Origin of the sequence: Brachybacterium sp. AOP24-D1-21 (genome assembly GCF_052378665.1) — a bacterium.
Lineage (GTDB): Bacteria > Actinomycetota > Actinomycetes > Actinomycetales > Dermabacteraceae > Brachybacterium.
The window spans coordinates 665,368-686,283 of record NZ_JBQSXX010000001.1; the positions used below are offsets into that span (position 1 = coordinate 665,368).

Below are 20,916 nucleotides of genomic sequence, written 5' to 3' on the forward strand. Positions count from 1 at the left end.
ATGACCGACTCCACCCCGCCGATGCCCAGCCCCTCGACGTCCAGCCCGTCGATGGCCCGCCCGCGCCCTGCGGCGCCCGACTCCGCCACCCATGCCCGGCGCGGCGAGCAGAAGCCCTTCGACGCGATCCTGTTCTCCTCGTTCGGCGGCCCCGACGGTCAGGACGACGTGATCCCGTTTCTGCGCAACGTCACCCGGGGACGTGGGATCCCCGACGAACGCCTCGAGGAGGTCGCCGGCCATTACCGTGCCCTCGGTGGCCGCAGCCCGATCACCGCGCAGAACGAGACGATCATCCTCGCCCTCGAACAGGAGCTCGCCGGCCGCGGGATCGACCTGCCGATCTACTTCGGCAATCGCAACTGGGCGCCCTACAACGCCGAGGCGGTCCGTGCCCTGCATGAGGACGGCCACCGCCACGCCCTGGGCCTGGTGACCAGTGCCTACTCGTCCTACTCCTCGTGTCGGCAGTACCGCGAGGACTTCGGCATGGTGCTCGAGGAGACCGGTCTGGCCGGAGAGGTGAGCATCGACAAGGTGCGCGTCTACTTCAACCATCCGGGGTTCCTCGAACCTGTGGTCGACGGGGTGGCCAGCGCCCTGGCGAGCCTCACCGCGGCCGGGCACGACGCCGATCGGATCGCGGTGCTGTTCTCCACCCACTCCGTGCCGAACTCGATGGCCGAGGCCTCCGGCCCTGAGGAGACCCGGGTCGAGGGCTCCGGCGGCTGGTATGTCGAACAGCATCTCTCCGCCTGCCGCTGGGTGATGGAGCAGCTGCACGACGACGTCCCCGAGCTCCCGCAGTGGCAGCTGGTGTACCAGTCCCGCTCCGGGGCGCCCCACATCCCCTGGCTCGAGCCCGACGTCAACGACGTGATCGAGCAGCTCGCCGCCGACGATGTGGCCGATGCCGTGATCGTGGTCCCGATCGGCTTCGTCACCGATCATGTCGAGGTGGTCTGGGATCTGGACACCGAGGCGAAGGAGACCGCCACGGAGAAGGGGCTGGACTTCCGCCGCGTCGCGACCTCCGGCGAGGATCCTCGGTTCATCGCCGCGCTGGCCGATCTGGTCCAGGAGCGACTGGATGCACAGTTCCCCCGCCGCATCGTCACCGACTTCGGGGGCACGCCGGACGTCTGCGGGGTGAACTGCTGCGTCGGCCGTCTGTGCCGCCCGACGACCAGTGCCGTGGACTCGGAGCGGGATGTGGAGCGCGCGCGAGCAGAGGCGGCCACAGCAGGAGCGGGCTCGTGACGCCCGGCCCCCGATCAGCCGGAGCCGCGGGGAATGACGGGGCTGCCGGGCCCGCATCCTTCGTCGGCTCCGCCCTACGGATCGGCACCCGCGCCTCCGATCTCGCGCTGACCCAGTCGGGGCAGGTGGGCGAGGCGCTGGTGGCGGGCACCGACCACGCCGTCGAGCTGGTGCACCTGAGCACCCGCGGAGACCGTGACCGCATCAGCCCGCTCGCGCAGATCGGCGGTACCGGCGTGTTCGTCACCGCCGTCCGTCAGGCGCTGCTGGATGAGAAGGTCGACGTGGTGGTCCACTCCTGCAAGGACCTTCCCACCGCACCGCTGGAGGAGATCACCCTGGCCTGCTACCCGGCCCGGGAGGATCCGCGCGATGCGCTCTGCGCCCGCGACGGGCTCACCCTCGCCGAGCTGCCGGCGGGCTCGAAGGTCGGCACGGGCTCCCCGCGCCGCGCCGCCCAGCTGCTGCGGGCCCGGCCGGATCTGGAGGTGCTCGGGATCCGCGGCAACGTCGAGACCCGACTGGCCCGGGCGCTCGGGGAGGACGCAGACCTCGACGCAGTGGTGCTCGCCGCCTCCGGGCTGCGCCGAGTGGGCCGCGACGCCGCGATCAGCGAGCTGCTGCCGGTCGACGTGATGCTGCCAGCCCCCGCCCAGGGCGCGCTCGCCGTCGAGGCGACCACCGCCGCGCTCGCGACCGCTCCCTGGTTCGCCGACCGGCTGGCCGCGGTCGACGACCCCGCCACCCGCGCAGCGGTCACCGCCGAGCGGGCGCTGCTGCGCACGCTCGAGGCGGGCTGCTCCGCTCCGGTCGCGGCCTACGCCGAGCTCGAGCTCGCCGACCGCGACGAGAGCGACGGCGGCGGCGTGCACGGCAGCGGAGCGCCCAGCGACGGCGAGCACAGCGGAGGTCAGCCCCGCAGCCACGTGCTGCGGCTGCGCGGGCTCGCGATCCGTCCCGACGGCAGCCATGTCGTCGAGGGCGAGGCCCGGGTGGCGCTGGACCTCGCGGTGGATCAGCTCTCCGGTGCCGGCTCGGTGCCGGCAGAGCTCGGGGCCGAGCTCGCGAGCGATCTCCTCGATCGCGGTGCCGGGGAGATCCTCGCGGAGGCCAAGGCCTGATGTCCCCGCTCGACGCTCCCCGTCCCGTGCTGGTCGCCCGACCGGCCGGGCGCGGAGCGACGCTGCTGGCCCGGCTGCGGGAGCGCGGGATCCAGGCCGAGCATCAGCCGCTGATCCGGCTCGAGCACGCCACGGACGAGGAGCTCGCCGTGGCCCGGGAGCGGCTCACCGGCGGCGCCTACTCCCATCTGGTGATCACCTCCCGCACCGCCGCCGAGGCGCTCGGCGCGGTGGTGGTGCCGCCGGGCACCGAGGTGATCGCCGTCGGCGCCGGCACCGCGGCGACGCTGGACGCCTTCAGGATCACGGCCACGATGGTCGCCGGTGGCTCCGGTGCGGCCCTGGTCGCGGAGATGCCGTCTGCGCCGGCGGGGGCCACGGTGCTCTTTCCCGCCTCTGCCGCCGCCTCCCCGACCGTCCCCGAAGGACTGCGGGCGAAGGGCTACCGGGTCCACCAGGTGACCGCCTACCGTCCGCAGCGGCTCGAGCCCCCCGCCCCGGTCGCCGTTGCTCTGGCGACCGGGCGCTACGGTGCGATCGTGCTGACCAGCCCGATGATCGCCCGCCACGCCGCCGCGCTGGGCGTGCATCCCTCGACCCCGATCATCTCGATCGGCGACCCCACCTCCGCCGCGGTGCGCGCCGCGGGGCTGCCGCTCGCCCGGCAGGCGGAGCAGCCGACGGATGATTCCCTCGCCGACGCGGTGCAGCAGGTGCTCGCCGCAGGCTCGTCAGTTCCTGGCCCGTCGGCCATAGACCCGTCGACCGCTGATTCCTCTCCCGCTCTTCCTAAGGAGCCCCGATGACCTCTTCATCCTTCCCCGGCCCGATCGATCGGCCCCGTCGTCTGCGCAGCAGCGCCGCGATGCGCTCCCTGGTGCGTGAGCAGACCCTCCGGCCCGCCGATCTGGTGCTGCCGATGTTCGTGCGCGAGGGTGCGAGCGAGAACCGCCCCGTGAGCTCGATGCCCGGTGTCGTCCAGCACACGATGGACTCCCTGGTCCGCGCTGCGAACGAGGCGGTGGAGCGCGGGGTGGGCGGCGTGATGCTGTTCGGGGTACCCGAGCTCAAGGACGCCATCGGCTCCGGCGCGACCGACCCGGACGGCATCCTCAACCGGGCGCTCTCGCGCCTGCGCTCCGAGCTCGGTGATGCGACCGTGATCATGGCCGACCTGTGCCTGGACGAGTTCACCGACCACGGCCACTGCGGGGTGCTGGACGCCGCGGGACGCGTCGACAACGACGCCACCCTGGCGCGCTACCGTGAGATGGCCCTCGCCCAGGCCGAGGCCGGCGCGCACCTGCTGGGGCCCTCCGGGATGATGGACGGCCAGATCGCCGCGGTGCGCGATGCGCTGGATGGCGCCGGCCATCTGGACACCGCGGTCTACGCGTACACCGCGAAGTACGCCTCGGCGTTCTACGGCCCGTTCCGCGAGGCGGTCGACTCCTCCCTGCAGGGCGACCGCCGCACCTACCAGCAGGATCCGGCGAACGGCCGGGAGGCTCTGCGGGAGCTCGCGCTCGACGTCGCCGAGGGAGCGGACATGGTGATGGTCAAGCCCGGCCTGCCCTATCTCGACGTGCTCCGGGATGTCGCCGAGGCCTCGCCGGTGCCCGTCGGCGCCTATCAGGTCTCCGGCGAGTACGCGATGATCGAGGCGGCCTCGGCGAACGGCTGGGTGGACCGCGACCGCATGATCCTGGAGTCGCTGCTGGCCTTCCGCCGCGCGGGCGCCTCGACCGTGCTGACCTACTACGCGAGCGAGGTCGCCGGCTGGTTCCGCGAGGGCCTGCCCGCCCACCTGCGCGAATTCCTCTGAGCCTCCGCCCCTCCCTCGTCACCCACCACTCCGCCCTCTGATCAGGAGATGCCCCGATGACCCGCACCACCGCCTCTGCCGACCTCTTCACCCGCGCCCAGCAGGTGATCCCCTCCGGCGTGAACTCGCCCGTGCGCGCCTTCGGCTCGGTGGGCGGCACCCCGCCGTTCCTCACCGACGCCAAGGGCGCTCTGCTCCATGACGCCGACGGCAATGAGTACGTGGATCTCGTCGGCTCGTGGGGCCCGATGATCCTCGGCCACGCGGACGACCGTGTCGTCGAGGCGGTGCGCGAGGCCGCGGGCCGCGGGCTGTCCTTCGGCGCCCCGCAGCCGGGCGAGGTGACCCTCGCCGAGGAGGTCGTGCGCCGCATCCGCCCGATCGAGCAGCTGCGCCTGGTCAACTCGGGGACCGAGGCGACGATGAGCGCGCTGCGGGTGGCCCGCGCCGCGACCGGCCGCGACGTGGTCGTGAAGTTCGCCGGCTGCTATCACGGGCATGTCGACGCGCTGCTGGCCGAGGCCGGCAGCGGCGTGGCCACCTTCGCGATGCCGGGCTCGGCGGGCGTCACCGCCGCGACCGCGCGCGACACCGTGGTGCTCCCCTACGGCGACCGTGCGGCCGTGACCTCACTGTTCGCCGAGCGCGGCCAGGAGATCGCCGCGATCATCACCGAGGCCGCTCCCGCCAACATGGGAGTGGTGACGCCGCCGACGGAGGACGGGGTGGGCTTCAACCGCTTCCTCTCCGAGACCGCGCACGCGAGCGGCGCGCTGCTGATCAGCGACGAGGTGCTCACCGGCTTCCGCGCGAGCCGTGAGGGGCACTACGGGGTCGACGGCCCGCGCGGCACCGGCGAGGACTGGGCGCCGGACCTGATGACCTTCGGCAAGGTGATCGGCGGCGGCCTGCCCGTCGGCGCCTTCGGCGGCCGCGAGGACCTGATGGGCCTGCTCGCCCCGGCCGGACCCGTCTACCAGGCCGGCACCCTCTCGGGGAACCCGCTCGCGACCGCGGCCGGGCTGGCGACCTTCGCCGGGCTCGACGACGCGGCCTACGAGACGCTCGGCCGCGCCTCGCGGACGCTGCAGCAGCTGGTCGCCGACGCGCTGACCGCCGAGGGCGTCCCGCACGTGGTCCAGACCGCCGGCACCCTGTTCTCGGTGTTCTTCCGCGGCGAGCCCGTCACGACCTACGAGGACGCGAAGGCGCAGGACACCGAGGCGTTCACCCGCTTCTTCCACGCGATGCTCGAGGGCGGGGTGTACCTCCCTCCCTCGGCCTTCGAGGCCTGGTTCGTCTCCACCGCCCACACCGACCAGGTCCTCGACCGGATCGCGGCGGTGCTGCCGGCTGCGGCGAAGGCGGCGGCGCGGGGCTGAGCCGCCAGGTGGGTCGTGCCATGGAGAGAACTCCCCATGGCACGACCCACCACGCCGCGGCTAGCGTGAGGGACAGGCCAGAGGTCCGGGAGACGAGCACCGTCGCTGCCCGGCCGTGTCGGCCCCTTCCGCTCGCCGCACCAGGAGATGCATCGATGTTCCTCGGCATGAACCCCCACCAGGTCAGTGAGTTCGCAGCGCGCATCGACGCAGCGCAGCAGCGCCTGACATCCCACGCCACGACCCTCGACGGGCAGGTGCGGGCCAGCGAGGGGTTCTGGGTGGGAGCGGACGCCGAGGGCTTCCGCATGTCGTGGTCCAGCGGTGCCGGACGGCTCCTGGAGCAGGTCTGCGGGGATCTCGCACAGCACTCCGCGACCCTGTCCGAGGAGGTCGAGCAGCAGAACACGGCCTCTGCAGCGGAGACTCCCGGGAGCGGTGCATCCGGCAAGGAGAATCTCAGCGGAGCCCGGTTCGGTCCGTACGACGACCAGATCCTCCCGGGAGACCCGGACAACGTCTCCATGGAGGTCGCGATCGCGTGGCATCAGATGTCGAACGAGGAGAAGCAGCTCGTCCTCGAGGAGATCGTCGAGCAGGAGCTCGAGCGGCAGGGCATCGAGGCGGAGATCACCGTGCACTTCGACGACATCAGGGACGGCGGGCCCGCGGGCTACTGGAAGGAGCACGACCTGTTCCGCGGAGAGCACATCGTGATCGACGAGGACTGGGCCTGGGATCCGTACTCCATCAACATCGCCGCCCACGAAGCCCGCCACGCCGCGCAGGACAACTGGGTCGAGCAGACGGAGGGACCGGGATGGCAGTTCTGGCGCGAGGACACCAGCGAGGCGGAGTACGAGCGCATCGAGAGGGAGCACGGGGTCACCCGAGAGGAGATCGAGGCCTGGCGCGAGAACGACCGCGACTATCACGGGGGCCCCGACGGGCCTCGCCCCCCGGATACGGCTCCGCAGGAGGAGCGCGACGCCTGGGAAGCGGAGTACCAGGAGTACCTCGACCAGCCGTTGGAGGAGGACGCTTTCGACACCGGCGGCAGCTTCGCCGAGGACATGACGCTTGAGGAGTTCCAGCAGTACCAGCGCGACGCCGGGGTTCCGGTCACGTCGTAGCGGCGTCGCGCGCCGAGCCCCTGCGTCCTCGAGCGGGTCTCGCCCGTGCCGACGCCGGCCAGTGACGGGAGGACGATGCTCGGGTTCCCGCCTCCCCGTAGGATCGGAGCCGACAGAGCGAGCCACCGCCTCCTCACCGCCGATGCCATTCACTGCCCACAGCACTCGACACAGGACGGGACACCGTGAACTTTCCGGACACCATGGAGGCGTACGCCCTCGACCCGACGCCGGAGCACCTCGAGGCGCTGCATCGGGAGATCACCGCGGCACCGAGCTATAACCCGATGGTCGCGATCACGCAGATCGTGACCCCGCTCGAGAAGGCCGGTGACCATCAGGGCGTGATCGATGCACTGTGGGCGCAGATGCCCGGCATCTTCCTCAGCCCCGCCGCGCACATGCACCTATCCCAGGCCTATGCGGCGCTCGGCGAGGACGCGGACGCGACCCGCGAGCGCAAGTTCGCGCTGCTGGCGATGGACAGCATCCGCACTGCGGGCGAGGGCACCGAGGAATCGCCCTATCCGGTGCTGCGGGTGGAGGACGAGTACACGGTGCTGGCCGCCGAGCGTCGGCGTTCCACCGCCCAGGAGCTGGTCCCCACCGAGAACGGTGAGTGCGACGTCCACACCCTCGAGGACGGAACACAGGTGTGGTTCCGCCTGCTCTGGCGCACGGCGCAGCCGACAGGCGCCTGACCGGCCCTCGACCATGGCTCCTCCGACCCGTCGTCACGCGCTGCTCGGCGCCTCCGCCCTGTCCGCCGCGCTGCTGCTGCCCGGCTGTGGCCGGCTCCCGTTCCTGGGGCCGGCGCCGAGCTCCTGCCTGGGCCCCGAGGAGGAGCTGCCGGAGTTCGAGGACGGCGGCAGTAGGGTCCCTCCGGGGGCTCGCGTCACCCCCTATGAGCCCTCCCCGTCCCGCTGGTTCAACGACGCCGGGCTCGCCGTCTCCCCCGACGGCGCCCTGATCGCCGCCGCGGAGCATCCCGACCGCTCGATGCTGGGACTGACCGATGTCCAGGGTGTGCTCCTGTGGGACACAGCCGAGGGGAGTGTCGTGCGGCGCATCGCCGGTGCTGCCGAGGGAGCGATCGCCTGGCATCCCGACGGCACCCGGCTGGCGATCGGCGACCGGCGGCACATCGCGATCGTCAGCGTCGACGGGGAGCTGCTGTGGAACCTGATCGGCCATGAGGACCCCCGTGACACGTCGGCGCGGATCACGGCTCTCGCCTTCAGCCCGGACGGCACGCAGCTGGCCTCCACCAGCAAGGACGGCACGGTCCGCCTCTGGGACGTGAGCGGTGACCAGTGCGGGGCGGGCCACATCCTGCAGCCCGACGCCCCTGCTCCCACGGCCCTGTCCTACATCGCGGAGGGCACGACCCTCGTCGTCGGCGGCACCGACGTCCACGGACGAAGCGACCCGCCCAACCGCCTCTCGCACTGGGATCCCGCTACCGGGGAGCGGCGCGAGGTGCTGGACGCTCAGGAACGGATCCTGGTCGACTTCGGGTACAGCGCGGACGAGACGCTCGTGCTGGTCACCTATGCACCGGCGACCCTCGAGGTGCGCGCACCGGACGGCACGACCAGCACCGGCCCCGAGGTCTCCCCCTACACCCACTCGGCCCGCCTGGCCGTCGGGGCGCAGAGCCGGATCGCACTGCAGAGCCCCGGGGATCTGCTGATCTGGGACAGCGCCACCGGTGAGGAGACCCGCTTCGAGGATCTGTTGCTGCAGCGGATCTGCTGGTCCCCGGACGAGAGCGTGCTGTACACCCTGGACGAGGCCACGGGTGTCTCGGCGTGGGACGGGAAGGACTGGAGGCAGTTCGATCTGCCGTGAGCACGTCACTCGTGAAGCTCTGGGCAGAGCTGCCGAGGTGAGGATCTAGTTCCCCGTCCGGCCCTCGGGCTCCGTCGGCGCCTGCAGGTCGGTCGTCTCCGGCGGTTCGGTGCTCCCCGGGGACTCGGTCGGCGTCGGCGGGTCGGTCGGCGGCTGCACCGGGCTGTCACCGGGCAGTGGGTCCATCGGACCGCACCGATGAGTCAGCGCCGCGGCGCGAGTGCGTCGGGTGGCGCCGAGTCTCGTCGTCCACTCCACCACGTGCCCGTCGACCGCCGGGTCCCCGACCCGCTCCACGCTCGCCAGCTGCTGCTCCTTGTCGTTGCAGTAGGCGCAGACCCCCTGCCCGTTCTCCAGGCAGGTGCATCCCCCGGCAGCGTGGGGCCGGATGTGGTCGATGTGGCGGATCGGGGCGTTGCAGTGGGGGCCGCGACAGGTCCGGTCGCGCAGACGGATGAACCGGGCGAGCGCGGACGGGAAGGCCCGCGCCCGGGATTCGACGGCGACCAGCTCCTCGGTCCTCGGGTGCTCGTACAGCTTTCGCAGCACGGCGCGCAGCGCCGGACCGTCGGGACCGAGCGGGTCCTCGTCCGTGCCCGCGATCGCGTTGAGCGGATCGCGCAGACTCTCCCTCACCGCCTCGGCGGGAACCGTGCCGTAGCCCTCGATCTGGGCGAGGTCGCCCGTGCCGGGGTCCAGGAGCACGTGGTCGGTGATGATCACGCCGATGTCCAGCGTCACCGGCTCCATGCTCCCGCTGCGGCCGATCAGGGTGTCCACGAAGGTGTCAGCCTGGATGGCCTGATGCCCGCGGCGGTCGCCGGCAGTGCGCAGCCGCTCGGCCTCGAGGGAGAGGCACTTGCGGATCAGGGCCGCGTCCAGCGCGGTGACGTGCGCCGTCACCGTCGCCATGCCGTGCTCGCCGCGGCGCACGGTCACGTGCCGCTCCCGCTTGGCGTGCTGGTGGCGCCGCGCCTCGCCGTCGGGGTCGGCGAGGGAGATCGCTGCGGCGCGGCCGTCGGCCCATTCCTCGGAGCCGGCGCCGTCGAGGTAGGGCAGGCGCTCCCCGAGCAGCCGGTCCGCCTCGCGGCGCTGGGCGGGGGTGAGCGGGGCGAAGGAGCGGGCGGTGCGATAGGCGTCCTCGGTGGTGACCTGGGAGTCCGCGAGGGCGGAGAGCATCACCGGCATGTCCGCCACGAGCCGGCGCCGGGCGGCGAGCGAGCGGGAGGCGGACGCCGGGGAGCGGCGGGTGAGCATCGAGACCTCGCGGGCCGCCTCACGGGACGCCGCGCGCAGCAGCTGTGCGGGCGGGGTCTCCTCCCCCGCCTCCTGCGCGGCGTGCGCCCGCGCCTCGGCCTGCCTGCGCAGGGTGAGGGAGTCGGCGAGCGCGACGACGGCGCGGGTCTCGAGCGCGTCGATCGCGCTGCGCAGGGAATGCAGGCTGCCGATCACGTCGCGGAACGCCTCGGCCGACGGATCCGCGGGGGCGAACAGCTCCTGCGGGAACCCGGTGAGGGCGCTCAGCACATGAGCGCGGTCGCCGAGCTCCTCGGCGAGCGCTCCGGGACCTCCCGCACGCACGGCGTCGATCAGCTGCTGGTGGGGATCACCAGCAGCCGCGCCGAGGTCCTGCACTGCGAGAGTCATGGCCCTATTCTTCCGGCCCCCACCGACAAAGGAAAGGCCCGCAGAAGAATGTGGATAACGCCGATCAGGGAGAAGCTGTCGCGCGCACACCCGCCCGCCGATCCGAACGTATGTGCAGGCCAAAGACATTCCACTCGGACCCGAGCGTCACATCCTGAAATGCATCCACACACCACTCGGACACTCCACCGAATTCGACGCGAGAATGTGGATAACCACCCTCTGTGGAGGAAAGGTCGCGGGTGCCGCACCTCGAATGCGACGGCAGATGACAGCGCGCTCGACACCGCCGGACCGGTCCCGCAGGCTGGTCCCACAGCACCCGTTCGACACCACCGCTTCGTAGCTCAGCCCGGTAGAGCAGCTCCCTCATGAGGAGTGGGTCGCAGGTTCGAATCCTGCCGGAGCGTCTCCCCCTCCCCGTACCCTCGAGGACGACCTCACGCCGCCGACCCGAGGACCCCATGCGCCGTCGCACCACCACCCGCCCGCCCGTCCTCGAGCGCCTGGTCCTTCCCGACCTCGAGGAGGCGGACGCCGCACAGCTGAACGCCCAGGACCGGTACGACGGCCTGCGCCTCGTCGGCGCCGATCTCACCGGGGCGGACCTCACCGGCGCGACCTTCACCGAGTGCGAGCTGGTCGACGTGACCGCGCACACCACCGTGCTCCAGCACGCCCGGCTGCTCGAGACCCGGATCGAGCGCCTGAACGCCCCGGTGCTGGATGCGACCCGCTCCACCTGGCGCGACGTCGAGCTGGCCGGCTCGCGGATCGGGGCGCTGGACGTCTACGACGCCGAGATCCGCTCCACCCGCATCACCGGCACGAAGTTCGACTGGATCAACCTGCACTCCTCGACGCTGGAGGACGTGCTCTTCGAGGACTGCACGATCGACGAGCTCGACCTCGGCGCCGTCACCGCCTCCCGCGTCGCCTTCGTGAACTGCCGCGCCGGCTCCGTCGCCCTGCCCCACGCCCGGCTCGAAGACGTGGACCTGCGCGGGCTGGAGATGGGGTCGATCTCGAACCTCGAGGGCCTGTCGGGCGCGACGCTCGACGCCGCGCAGGTCACCGCGCTCGCGCCCCTCCTCGCCGCGCACCTGGGACTCCGCATCGAGGGGTGAGCGGTGCCGGTGCGCCCCGGATCACCGGACCCGCAGGACCGGCCCGAGCGGCGCCGGGCCCCAGTGCTCATACCCCCGGACAGCAGAACGCGGGCCGGGGTGATCCCCGACCCGCGCCTGACTTCCGAGCGTACGCTCAGCGCCGCGCGCTGACCCGCTGCTTGCGGGAGGTGATCTCGCCGGTGTTGAACCCGGCCAGGTGCAGCCCGCCGTGGAAGCGGGCGTGCTCGATCTTCACGCAGCGGTCCATCACCACGTCCAGGCCCCCGTCCTCGGCGATCGCGGCGGCCTCCTCGTTCCAGGAGCCGAGCTGCAGCCACAGCGCCTTCGCGCCGACCTCCACGGCCTCGCGGGCGACGCCCGGCAGGTCGGCGTCCCGGCGGAACACGTCGACGATGTCGGGCACCACGGGCAGGTCCGCGAGCGAGGCATAGGCCGGCTGTCCGAGGATCGTCGTCGCTCGGGGGTTGACGAAATAGACCTCGTACGGCGCGCTCGAGAGCAGATAGGTGCTCACGAAGTAGCTGGCGCGGGCGGGGTTCGTCGAGGCGCCGACGATCGCGATCGAGCGCGCCCGGCGCAGGATCACGAGCCGCTCCGGGGCCGAGGGGCCCTGCCAGGTGCGCGCGGGCACTCCCTCGACGTCCGTCGCCGACGGCGCGGCGCAGGCCGCGCCGGACTGGATGCTGATGCCGCTCATGCCTGCTCCTCCCTGCTGCGGCCGGTCGCCGCGGTGATCGCCTGGTCGAGGTCCCAGAGGATGTCCTCCACGTCCTCGAGGCCCACCGAGATGCGGATGAGGTCGGGCCGGACGCCGCCGGCGACGAGCTGCTCCGCGGTGAGCTGGCGGTGCGTGGTCGAGGCCGGGTGCAGGACGAGGGTGCGCGCGTCCCCGATGTTCGCCAGGTGCGAGGCGAGCTGCAGGTTCTCGATCACCCGCTCGCCCGCGGCGCGGGCCGCGGCCGCCTCGTCCTCGGCGCTCGCGTGCTCCCCCGTCGGTCGGACGCCGAAGGCGAAGACGGAGCCGGGGCCGAGCGGCAGGTACTTCGAAGCGCGCTCGTGGTGCGGATGGGACTCGAGCCCCGCCCAGGTCACGAACGAGACCCGCGGGTCCGCGTCGAGCCACTCGGCGACCGCGCGCGCTCCGGCAAGGTGCGCATCGATCCGCTGCGGGAGCGTCTCCACGCCCTGCAGCAGCTGGAACGCCGCCTGCGCGGAGAGGGAGGGGCCGATGTCGCGCAGCTGCTCGGAGCGCAGCTTGGTGAGGAAGCCGTACTCGCCGAAGTTGTCCCACCAGCGCAGCCCGCCGTAGGACTCGACCGGCTCGGTCATCGAGGGGAACTTCCCGTTGCCCCAGTCGAAGCGCCCCGACTCGACGACGACGCCGCCGAGGGTGGTGCCGTGCCCGCCGAGGAACTTCGTGGCCGAGTGGATGACGATGTCCGCGCCGTGCTCGAGCGGTCGCACCAGGTACGGGGTGGCGAGGGTCGCGTCGACCACGAGCGGCACCCCGTGCTCGTGCGCCAGGTCTGCCAGCCCCTCGAGGTCGGCGATCTCGCCGGAGGGGTTGCCGATGATCTCGACGTAGAGCACCTTCGTCTCCGGCCGGAACGCGGCGCGGTAGTCCTCAGGGTCGGAGGAGGGCACGAAGGTGGTCTCCACGCCGAAGCGGCGCAGGGTGACGTCGAGCTGGGTGACGGTGCCGCCGTAGAGCTGCGCCGAGGCGACGACGTGGTCGCCGACGCCCACCAGCGCCGCGAAGGTGATGAACTCCGCGCTCATCCCGGAAGCGGTGGCGACCGCGCCGATCCCGCCCTCGAGGGAGGCGATGCGCTCCTCGAAGGCGGCGACGGTGGGGTTGCCGATGCGGGAGTAGATGTTGCCGTACTTCTGCAGCGCGAAGAGGTTCGCGGCGTCGGCCGCATCGTCGAAGACGAACGAGGTGGTCTGGTAGATCGGGACTGCGCGGGCGCCGTGCTGGGCGTCGGGGGTGCCGCCCGCATGGAGGGCGCGGGTGCGGAACCCGAAGCTGCGCTCGGGGCTCGGCGCGGCGGCGGCCGACGGGGGCTGCGCGGTCCGCCCGGCCTGGGTGGTCTCAGCCTGGGTGGTCTGGGCCTGGGTGGTCTGGGCCTGGGTGGTCATGCAGCGGCTCCTGCCTTGGCCGGGTGATCGGCCGGGAGGGTGTCGAAGGCGGCATTCGCGGCGTCCTCGGCGGAGACGCCGGGGACGACGGGCAGCAGGTCGGTGTTCAGCTCGGTGCCGCGGGCGCGCGCGAGGTCCGCTTCCTTCTCGCGCAGGATCGGCAGCACGTCCCGGCCGAACATCGCCACCTCCTCGGTGAAGTGGAGATAGCAGGTGAGCAGCAGGTTCACGCCGATCTTCTTGTACTCGATGATGCGGTCGGCGATCTCCTCGGGGGTGCCGATGAGCTGGGTCTTGAAGCCGTCGTTGTACTGGACGAGGTCCTCGAAGGAGGAATCGGCCCACATGCCCTTGCCGTCCTTGGTGGAGGCGCCGGCCTCCTGGACGGACTGGCGGAAGCCCTCGACGGCGGGGCGGTGGGCCTTGGCCACGATCTCGCGCAGGGTCTCCTCCGCCTCCTTCCGGGACTCGCGGGCGATGACGAAGCCGTTCAGGCCGAACTTCGGGGTGCGGCCTGCGGCGGCGGCCGAGGCGAGGACGCCGGCGACGTTGTCCTCGTAGCCCTCGAGGGTGCGGCCGTTGGAGAAGTACCAGTCCGCGACGCGGCCCGCGGTGGCCTGCGCGGCGGTCGAGTTGCCGCCGAAGAAGATCTCCGGATGAGGGCGACCGGCTACGTCGACGGGCTTCGGGGAGAGGGTGAAGTCATCGATCGAGTAGTACTTCCCGTCCTGGGAGTACCCGTTCTCGGTGAGCAGCCCGCGCAGCGCGGAGATGAACTCCTCGGTGCGCACGTAGCGCTCGTCGTGCTCGAGCCAGGGCAGGCCGAACTTCACGAACTCGTCCTTGAGCCAGCCGGAGACGATGTTCACCGCGGCGCGGCCGCCGGAGAGGTGATCCGCCGTGATCAGCCACTTGGCGAGCACGCCGGGGTGCCACATGCCGGGGTGGAAGGCAGCGATGACCTTGAGCTTCTCGGTCGCGCCGAGCAGCGCCATGGAGAAGGCGGAGGCCTCGTGCTGCTTGTCCGCGCCGTAGCTGGCGGCGTAGCGGGTCTGCGTGAGCGCGTACTCGAAGCCGGACTGCTCGGCGACCTGGGCGAGCTTCGTGTTGTACGGCAGCTGCCAGTCGGTGCGCTGCTCGATGGTGGAGACGACGAGGCCGCCGGACACGTTCGGCACCCAGTAGGCGAACTTCAGCGGCGTCTCGAAGGTCGAGGTGGGGACGGTGGTGGTCATGATTCCTCCAGGGTCGGAGTAGGTGGAGTCTGTCGAGGTCGGGTCAGGGAGGTCAGGTCACATCGGGTCAGGTCAGGTCAGGAGAGTGGGGCGACGGTGGGATCCTCCGCCGGCAGCGCGGCGAGCACCTCGGCCACGGCGTCGACGGCCTCCGGGTTCTGCAGCGAGGTGATGTCCCCCAGCGGCACCGGCGGGCGGCCCGCGCGGCGGTCCCGCTCGGCGTGCACGAGCTGGGCGAGCAGGCGGCGCATGATCTTGCCGGAGCGGGTGCGGGGCAGGTCCGGCACCTGGATCACGAAGCGGGGTTTGGCGATCGGGCCGATCTCGGTGGCGACGCGGGCCCGCAGGGCGGGCACGTCCAGGGCCGACGAATCCGCAGCCCCCGCTGAACCCACTGCACCCGCTGAACCCGCCGGGATCACGAACACCGCGACCGCCTGCCCGGTGAGCGGATCCTGGACCCCGGTGGCGCCGACCTCCTGCACGGTGCGGTCCGCGACCAGCGCAGATTCGATCTCGATGGTGGACAGCCGGTGCCCGGAGACGTTCACGACGTCGTCCAGGCGGCCGAGGATCCAGAAGCACCCGTCGGCATCGACCGTGGCGGAGTCCCCGGCGACGTAATAGCCGCCGTGCTCGCCCCGGCCCGCGTAGTCCTTCCAGTAGGAGTCGCGGTACCGCTCGGGGTCGCCCCAGACGGTGCGGGCCATCCCGGGCCAGGGCCGACGGGCCACCAGGGTGCCGGCCACGCCCGCGGGCTGCTCACGGCCTTCTGCATCGACCACGGCCATGTCGATGCCGGGCAGCGGCACGGTCGCGGAGCCGGGCTTCAGCGTGGTCACGCCGGGCAGCGGGACCAGCATCGCGGCGCCGGTCTCGGACTGCCACCAGGTGTCGATGATCGGCAGCTCGCCGCGGCCGAAGGTGCGGTGGAACCACACCCAGGCCTCGGGGTTGATCGCCTCGCCGACGGTGCCCAGCAGGCGCAGCGAGGAGAGGTCGTGCCCGGTGGGCAGCGTGTCCCCGAACCAGCTCATGAAGGTGCGGATCAGGGTGGGGGCGGTGTAGTAGACGGTGACGCCGTAGCGCTCGATGATCTCCAGATGCCGCTCCCGGGTGGGCTCGCCCGGGGTCCCCTCGTAGATCACCTGGGTGAGGCCGTTGGAGAGCGGGCCGTAGATCTCGTAGGTATGGGCGGTGACCCAGGCCAGATCCGCGGTGCACCAGTGGACGTCGCCGGGCTTGGCATCGAAATGCGCCCAGTGCGCCCAGGAGGTGTGGGCGAGATAGCCGCCGCTGGTGTGGACCAGACCCTTGGGCTTGCCGGTGGTGCCGGAGGTGTAGATGATGAACAGCGGATGCTCGGCGTCGAAGCTGCGGGCCTCATGCGTCTCGCTCGCCGTGCCGACGCTCTCGTGCCACCAGACGTCGCGGCCTTCGGTCCAGGCGATGTCCTGGCCGGTGCGGCGCACGACCAGCACGTGCTCGAGCTCGGGCAGGTCGCGGGCGGCGGCGTCGGCCTGGGACTTCACCTCGACGGCCTGACCGCGGCGGAACTGTCCGTCGGAGGTGACCAGCAGCTTCGCCCTCGTGTCCTGCAGGCGGAAGCGCACCGCCTCGGCGCTGAACCCGCCGAAGACGAGCGAGTGCACGGCGCCGATCCGGGCGCAGGCCAGCGCGATGACCACGGTCTCCACGAGCACCGGGAGGTAGACGACCACCCGGTCCCCGGGCTCGATGCCCAGGTCCGTCAGGGCGTTCGCGGCCTGGGAGACGCGGCGCTGGAGATCCTCGTAGGTGACGGACTCCCGGTCCCCCGGCTCGCCCTCGAAGTGCAGGGCGACCTTGGTGCCGTTGCCGGCGCGCACGTGGCGGTCCACGCAGTTCTCGGCGACGTTCAGCCGGCCGCCCACGAACCAGCGGGCGGCGGGGACGCTGAGCTCCTCGGCGGCGGAGTCGGCGGTCGTGCGGGCAGCAGAGCCGGCGGCGGAGTCGGCGGCGGGGTCGGCAGCCGGTGCGACCGTCGGCGCCTCCCATTCCAGGGCGGTGTGCCAGGGCTCTGCCCAGTCGAGCCGGTGCGCGGCGGCCTCCCAGAAGGCGGTCGGATCGGCCGACGCCGTCGCGTAGATGCTCGCATCGACGTTCCACGTCCCCTCGAGCGCGGGGTTCGGCGGGAAGCTGCGGGTCTCGACCAGCCGGGTCTCGGCGGCAGCGCCGGCGGCGGTCCCTGCGAGGGGATCCGCGGCGGTCTCGGTGATGCTCATGTCCACCTCTTCAGCAGCTTCTTCTCGGCGAGGCCCAGCAGGGCGTTGGTCAGGCTGCCCAGCAGCGCCAGCAGCACGATCGCGAGCAGGATCCGATCCACGCGGCCCGTCTGCTGGGAGTCGTTGAGGATGAATCCCAGCCCCATCGAGGAGGCGATCAGCTCGGCGGCGACCAGGAACAGCCAGGCCTGGGCCAGCGCGAGGCGCAGCCCGGAGACGACCGAGGGCACCACGGCCGGCAGCTGGATGGTGCGGAACAGGGACCAGCCGCGCAGGCCGAAGCACCGCCCGGCCTCCACCAGGTGGGGGTCGATGTGGCGCAGGGCCGCGGCGACGGTCGTGAACACCGGGAAGAAGGCACCGATCGCGATCAGCGTGACCTTGGATTCCTCCCCGATCTGCAGCCACAGGATCAGCAGCGGCACCCAGGCGAGTGAGGGCACGGCGCGCAGCGCGGCGAGGGTCGGGTTCAGCAGTGCATCGCCTGCGCGGGACAGGCCCACGATCGCGGCGACGGCGAGGCCCACGAGGGAGCCGATCGCGAAGCCCAGCAGCACGCGCTGCACCGAGATGGCGATGTGCAGACCCAGCTCGCCGCGCTCGATCAGCTCGACCCCGGCCTGCAGCACGGTCAGCGGGCCGGGCAGGCGGTAGGCGGGCACCAGCCCGGCGGCGGTGGTGAGCTGCCAGGCGGCGAGGATCAGCAGCGGCAGCACGGCGCCGGCGGCGAGGCGCACTCCGGTGCGCTCCCAGAAGGCGGTGCGGCCTTCAGCGGATGCGTGTTCCGCTCCGACCGGGGACGCAGCGGTCGGCGGGGCTGTCGCGGTGGTCGCGCTCACTGCTTCTCCGCCGTCTGCTTCTCCACTGCGGCCGTCGCGAAGTCAGCGTGGAGGATCGAGCCGCGGGCCTTCTCGACCGCGTCGGCCCCGCCCCGGACGTCCCCGGAGTCGGAGAGCATCGGGGAGATCGCCTCGAGGACGGCGAGCTGGTCCTCACCGGGCACGCCGGAGACGTCGAGGTTCGAGCGCTCGGTGATCACGGTGGTGGCGACCGCGAGGTCGATGCCGACCGCATCGGCCAGCAGCTGCGCGGTGGCCTCGAGGTTCGCGAGCGCCCAGGTGCGGGCCTGCTCATAGGCGTCGACGACCACCTGGGCGACGTCGGCGTGGTTCTCGATGAAGTCCTCGGTGGCGTTGAGGAACCCGTAGGTGTTGAAGTCGACGTTGCGGTAGACCAGCTGGGCACCGGACTCCACCTCGGCGGCGGCCATGATCGGGTCCAGGCCCGACCAGGCCTCGACGCTGCCGCCCTCGAGGGCGGAGCGGCCGTCGGCGTGCTGGAGCGGCTGCAGCTCCACGTCCTGGATGCTCAGTCCCGCCTCGGTAAGGGTCTGGACCAGGAAGAAGTACGGGTCGGTGCCGGGGGTGGCGGCGACGGCCCGGCCGGCGAGATCGGCCGGGCCGGTGATGTCGCTGTCCTCGCCGACCACGAGCGCGGCCCACTCGGGCTGGGAGTAGATGTCGATGACCTTGATCGGGGAGCCATTGGCGCGGGCCAGCAGCGCGGCCGAGCCGGCGGTGGACGCGATATCCACGGAGCCCGAGCGCAGGAACTCGTTGGCCTTGTTGGAGCCGGCCGACTGCACCCACTCCACGCTCACCGACTCGCCGAGCACGGTCTCGATCAGCTGCTGGTCGCGGATCACGAGGCTGAGGGGGTTGTAGGTGGCCCAGTCGATGGTGAGCGAGTCGGTGCTCCACTCCCCCGCGCCGCCCTCGCCGCCGGAGCCGCCGGAACCCGCTGTGTCCTCGGAGCCCTCCCCGGGCACGCAGGCGGCCAGGCCGATCCCGGCCACGGCGGAGAGTCCGAGGGCGGTGGCGGTGCGGCGGCTGATGCGGTGGGTCATGAGAGGTTCTCCGTCGTGAGTGCGGGGGCGGACGCTGTGGCAGGCCCGGGGGTGGGTGTTCTGGGATGGGCGTGCACGCCGAGACCCTCGAGCAGCTCCACGCGGAGCTCGGCGAGCGCGTGGTCGGCGCGGTCGCGGGGCCGAGCCCCGGGCACCTCGACGACGCGGGCGATCGAGCCGGAGGTGGGGTCCTCACGCAGGGAGCGCAGCAGCAGCACCCGGTCGGCGAGGTACAGCGCCTCTTCGACGTCGTGGGTGACCACGAAGATCGTGGTGGGCTCGGCGGCGTGGATCTCCAGCAGCAGGTCCTGCATGCGCAGGCGGGTCAGGGCGTCGAGCGCGCCGAAGGGCTCATCGAGCAGGAGCACCTCGGGGCTGCGGGCCAGGGCCCGGGCGAGCGAGGCGCGCTGGGCCATGCCGCCGGAGACCTCGCGGGGTCGCTGGTCGGCGGCGTGCTCGAGGCCCACCAGCGCCAGCAGCTCGCGCACCCGCTCGCGGCCCTCGCGCTTCCCGGTGCCGCGGGGCAGGCCCAGGGCCACGTTCTTCTCGAGGGTGCGCCAGGGCAGCAACCGGGGTTCCTGGAAGGCGACCGCGGTGCGCGGATCGGTGCCGGTCAGGGCGGTGCCCCCGATCCGGATCACGCCGGCGGTGGGTCGGTCCAGGCCCGCGATCAGGCGCAGCAGGGTGGACTTCCCGCAGCCCGAGGGGCCGACGACCGCGACGATCTCTCCCGAGCCGAGCTCCACGTCGACCTCGCGCAGCACCTCATGACGCTCCTGCGGGGAGTCGAAGGTGCGGGCGATGGCGTCCAGGCGCACGCCGTTCGGCCGTCCCCGCGCAGGGGGCGCGTCGGCGTCAGGCGCAAGGCCCGGGCGCAGATCAGGGGTGGTGGCGGTACTGGTCATGCCGCCGATCATGAACGCCGACGCGGCACCGACGCCAGATTCTCGTCATAAGCCGTCATAGTCGCGGCCCGAAGAGGAAGCGGGAAGAGATCCGTGCGGAATAGGTCACACCGAGCAGTCCCGCTCAGCCGAGCTCGCCCTCCAGGATGCTCAGCACGTCCGCCTCCCGGAAGCCGAGCGCCCGGTTCAGGGAGAGCATCGGGGCGTTGTCGAGCGCCGTGTAGGTCTGGATCCAGCGTGAGGACTTCGCCTCGGGAACGGCAACGAGATTCTCGAGGTTGGCGAGCTTCAGGGCGCGACCGATGCCCCGGCCGCGGTGCGCGCGGTCCACCAGGGTGTCGTCCTGGGTGAGGATCTCGGGGTCATGACGGTTCACGAAGAGCTCGGTGTATCCGACTGCGACTCCGCCGTCGTGGGCGAGACCGCGCACGAGCGCCCAGCCCTGAGCGTGCATGCGCTGCTCGTTGCGGCGGATCTCGTTGACATCGGCGCGGGAGGCCGGGCGGGTGAGGTCGCCCATCGGCACGTCGGCCTCCATCTGGGTGGTGAGGCGCGCCCAGTCCTCGAGGAACTCCTCGGGGCAGGCGCCCTGCCAGGTGCGCACCTCGATCCCGGGCGCGGGGCGCGCCTCGGCCTGCAGCAGCGCGGGGTCCAGCGGCAGAGCGAGCAGCAGGCGGTGCTCCTGATTCGCGACGCGCAGCCCCTGCGCGCGGGCGAAGGCGACGCCCTCCGCGCTGTAGGTCTCGGCCTGGACCACCGCGGCGTGACCGGTCAGCGCGCCGCGCACGGCAGCGGCGAGCGCCGTGCCGATGCCCTGGCGACGATGTGCCGGGAGCACGGAGATCTCGACCTCGGCAGGGTCCCCGGGGTCGACGTCGGCCCCGGCTGCCCCGACCAGCTCCCCCTCGTTCTGCGCCACCAGCAGCACGGACAGGCGCCCGGGCTTCGGGTCCGCGAAGCGGGCAAGGATCGTCTCCTCGCTCGCCCACCAGGCCGCTTCGCGCCCAGCGTTGAACCCCTCCCCCAGCACGGCGTTCCAGGCGAGCAGCGCCTCACGGTCGGTGCGGTCGACAGGGCTGATCTGCACGGGGCTGTCCTGGGCTGTGCTCATCGAGCCA

Annotated in this window: 18 protein-coding genes and 1 tRNA gene; 10 read left to right on the forward strand and 9 right to left on the reverse strand. The window is 72.2% G+C overall.

Going from position 1 to position 20,916, the window contains the following annotated elements:
* From ACT3UF_RS03095 to ACT3UF_RS03130, 8 genes are all read left to right on the forward strand, one after another.
* A complete protein-coding gene (locus tag ACT3UF_RS03095) occupies nt 1-1,260 on the forward strand; it encodes a ferrochelatase (protein ID WP_444502209.1) in 1,260 nt (419 codons plus the stop codon).
* Nucleotides 1,257-2,381 carry a hydroxymethylbilane synthase gene (hemC, locus tag ACT3UF_RS03100; protein WP_444592427.1) on the forward strand — a complete coding sequence of 375 codons (1,125 nt, stop codon included), beginning with the start codon at nt 1,257-1,259 and terminating at the stop codon, nt 2,379-2,381. Before ACT3UF_RS03095 ends, hemC begins: the two co-directional genes overlap by 4 nt.
* Nucleotides 2,381-3,187 carry a uroporphyrinogen-III synthase gene (locus ACT3UF_RS03105; RefSeq protein WP_441443648.1) on the forward strand — a complete coding sequence of 269 codons (807 nt, stop codon included), beginning with the start codon at nt 2,381-2,383 and terminating at the stop codon, nt 3,185-3,187. Before hemC ends, ACT3UF_RS03105 begins: the two co-directional genes overlap by 1 nt.
* Nucleotides 3,184-4,206, forward strand: coding sequence for a porphobilinogen synthase (gene hemB / locus ACT3UF_RS03110; protein WP_441443647.1), 1,023 nt, complete (start codon nt 3,184-3,186; stop codon nt 4,204-4,206). Before ACT3UF_RS03105 ends, hemB begins: the two co-directional genes overlap by 4 nt.
* A gap of 56 nt (nt 4,207-4,262) precedes the next feature.
* Nucleotides 4,263-5,588, forward strand: coding sequence for a glutamate-1-semialdehyde 2,1-aminomutase (gene hemL / locus ACT3UF_RS03115; protein ID WP_441443646.1), 1,326 nt, complete (start codon nt 4,263-4,265; stop codon nt 5,586-5,588).
* 155 nt (nt 5,589-5,743) lie between these two features.
* The gene (locus ACT3UF_RS03120; RefSeq protein WP_441443645.1) at nt 5,744-6,721 is read left to right on the forward strand and encodes a WXG100 family type VII secretion target; all 978 of its coding nucleotides are present in this window, start codon (nt 5,744-5,746) and stop codon (nt 6,719-6,721) included.
* A 185-nt stretch (nt 6,722-6,906) separates the two neighbouring features.
* Nucleotides 6,907-7,422, forward strand: a complete 516-nt coding sequence (locus tag ACT3UF_RS03125) for a hypothetical protein (RefSeq protein WP_010549477.1) — start codon at nt 6,907-6,909, stop codon at nt 7,420-7,422.
* Nucleotides 7,423-7,435: 13 nt separating this feature from the next.
* Nucleotides 7,436-8,572 (forward strand): WD40 repeat domain-containing protein, encoded by a 1,137-nt coding sequence (locus ACT3UF_RS03130; protein WP_441443644.1) that lies wholly within the window; start codon nt 7,436-7,438, stop codon nt 8,570-8,572.
* Nucleotides 8,573-8,617: 45 nt separating this feature from the next.
* On the opposite strand, the gene ACT3UF_RS03135 is transcribed toward ACT3UF_RS03130, so the two are convergent.
* Nucleotides 8,618-10,219 carry an HNH endonuclease gene (locus tag ACT3UF_RS03135; RefSeq protein ID WP_441443643.1) on the reverse strand — a complete coding sequence of 534 codons (1,602 nt, stop codon included), beginning with the start codon at nt 10,217-10,219 and terminating at the stop codon, nt 8,618-8,620.
* Nucleotides 10,220-10,555: 336 nt separating this feature from the next.
* On the opposite strand from ACT3UF_RS03135, the gene ACT3UF_RS03140 reads away from it, so the two are divergent.
* Together ACT3UF_RS03140 and ACT3UF_RS03145 are read left to right on the forward strand one after the other, a co-directional pair.
* Nucleotides 10,556-10,629 (forward strand) — tRNA-Met (locus ACT3UF_RS03140).
* A gap of 54 nt (nt 10,630-10,683) precedes the next feature.
* The gene (locus ACT3UF_RS03145; RefSeq protein ID WP_441443642.1) at nt 10,684-11,346 is read left to right on the forward strand and encodes a pentapeptide repeat-containing protein; all 663 of its coding nucleotides are present in this window, start codon (nt 10,684-10,686) and stop codon (nt 11,344-11,346) included.
* Nucleotides 11,347-11,482: 136 nt separating this feature from the next.
* Here the strand turns inward: ACT3UF_RS03145 and ACT3UF_RS03150 are convergent, their stop codons facing one another.
* The 8 genes from ACT3UF_RS03150 to ACT3UF_RS03185 all read right to left on the reverse strand — a co-directional run bounded on the left by ACT3UF_RS03150 (nt 11,483) and on the right by ACT3UF_RS03185 (nt 20,909).
* Nucleotides 11,483-12,046, reverse strand: coding sequence for a CoA-binding protein (locus tag ACT3UF_RS03150; RefSeq protein ID WP_441443641.1), 564 nt, complete (start codon nt 12,044-12,046; stop codon nt 11,483-11,485).
* Nucleotides 12,043-13,488, reverse strand: a complete 1,446-nt coding sequence (locus tag ACT3UF_RS03155) for an O-acetylhomoserine aminocarboxypropyltransferase/cysteine synthase family protein (protein WP_444608007.1) — start codon at nt 13,486-13,488, stop codon at nt 12,043-12,045. Before ACT3UF_RS03155 ends, ACT3UF_RS03150 begins: the two co-directional genes overlap by 4 nt.
* A complete protein-coding gene (gene sfnG, locus ACT3UF_RS03160) occupies nt 13,485-14,723 on the reverse strand; it encodes a dimethylsulfone monooxygenase SfnG (RefSeq protein ID WP_441443639.1) in 1,239 nt (412 codons plus the stop codon). Before sfnG ends, ACT3UF_RS03155 begins: the two co-directional genes overlap by 4 nt.
* Nucleotides 14,724-14,800: 77 nt before the next feature.
* Nucleotides 14,801-16,987, reverse strand: coding sequence for an acetate--CoA ligase (gene acs / locus ACT3UF_RS03165; RefSeq protein WP_444605894.1), 2,187 nt, complete (start codon nt 16,985-16,987; stop codon nt 14,801-14,803).
* Nucleotides 16,984-17,826, reverse strand: a complete 843-nt coding sequence (locus tag ACT3UF_RS03170; protein WP_441443637.1) for an ABC transporter permease — start codon at nt 17,824-17,826, stop codon at nt 16,984-16,986. The genes acs and ACT3UF_RS03170 overlap by 4 nt, the downstream gene beginning before the upstream one ends.
* On the reverse strand, nt 17,823-18,893 hold the full coding sequence (locus ACT3UF_RS03175) for an aliphatic sulfonate ABC transporter substrate-binding protein (protein ID WP_444608008.1): 1,071 nt from the start codon (nt 18,891-18,893) through the stop codon (nt 17,823-17,825). Before ACT3UF_RS03175 ends, ACT3UF_RS03170 begins: the two co-directional genes overlap by 4 nt.
* Nucleotides 18,890-19,798, reverse strand: coding sequence for an ABC transporter ATP-binding protein (locus ACT3UF_RS03180; RefSeq protein ID WP_444605892.1), 909 nt, complete (start codon nt 19,796-19,798; stop codon nt 18,890-18,892). The genes ACT3UF_RS03175 and ACT3UF_RS03180 overlap by 4 nt, the downstream gene beginning before the upstream one ends.
* Nucleotides 19,799-19,922: 124 nt before the next feature.
* Nucleotides 19,923-20,909 carry a GNAT family N-acetyltransferase gene (locus ACT3UF_RS03185; RefSeq protein ID WP_444599395.1) on the reverse strand — a complete coding sequence of 329 codons (987 nt, stop codon included), beginning with the start codon at nt 20,907-20,909 and terminating at the stop codon, nt 19,923-19,925.
* Nucleotides 20,910-20,916: the final 7 nt, after the last annotated feature.

Coding starts and splice junctions, on each gene's coding strand:
- ACT3UF_RS03180 (WP_444605892.1), bottom strand. CDS start 19,798: ATGACCAGTACCGCCACCACCCCTGATCTGCGCCCGGGCCTTGCGCCT.
- ACT3UF_RS03175 (WP_444608008.1), bottom strand. CDS start 18,893: ATGACCCACCGCATCAGCCGCCGCACCGCCACCGCCCTCGGACTCTCC.
- ACT3UF_RS03155 (WP_444608007.1), bottom strand. CDS start 13,488: ATGACCACCCAGGCCCAGACCACCCAGGCCCAGACCACCCAGGCTGAG.
- ACT3UF_RS03095 (WP_444502209.1), top strand. CDS start 1: ATGACCGACTCCACCCCGCCGATGCCCAGCCCCTCGACGTCCAGCCCG.
- ACT3UF_RS03145 (WP_441443642.1), top strand. CDS start 10,684: ATGCGCCGTCGCACCACCACCCGCCCGCCCGTCCTCGAGCGCCTGGTC.
- ACT3UF_RS03185 (WP_444599395.1), bottom strand. CDS start 20,909: ATGAGCACAGCCCAGGACAGCCCCGTGCAGATCAGCCCTGTCGACCGC.
- ACT3UF_RS03120 (WP_441443645.1), top strand. CDS start 5,744: ATGTTCCTCGGCATGAACCCCCACCAGGTCAGTGAGTTCGCAGCGCGC.
- ACT3UF_RS03130 (WP_441443644.1), top strand. CDS start 7,436: ATGGCTCCTCCGACCCGTCGTCACGCGCTGCTCGGCGCCTCCGCCCTG.
- hemL (WP_441443646.1), top strand. CDS start 4,263: ATGACCCGCACCACCGCCTCTGCCGACCTCTTCACCCGCGCCCAGCAG.
- ACT3UF_RS03135 (WP_441443643.1), bottom strand. CDS start 10,219: ATGACTCTCGCAGTGCAGGACCTCGGCGCGGCTGCTGGTGATCCCCAC.
- ACT3UF_RS03150 (WP_441443641.1), bottom strand. CDS start 12,046: ATGAGCGGCATCAGCATCCAGTCCGGCGCGGCCTGCGCCGCGCCGTCG.
- ACT3UF_RS03105 (WP_441443648.1), top strand. CDS start 2,381: ATGTCCCCGCTCGACGCTCCCCGTCCCGTGCTGGTCGCCCGACCGGCC.
- acs (WP_444605894.1), bottom strand. CDS start 16,987: ATGAGCATCACCGAGACCGCCGCGGATCCCCTCGCAGGGACCGCCGCC.
- sfnG (WP_441443639.1), bottom strand. CDS start 14,723: ATGACCACCACCGTCCCCACCTCGACCTTCGAGACGCCGCTGAAGTTC.
- hemB (WP_441443647.1), top strand. CDS start 3,184: ATGACCTCTTCATCCTTCCCCGGCCCGATCGATCGGCCCCGTCGTCTG.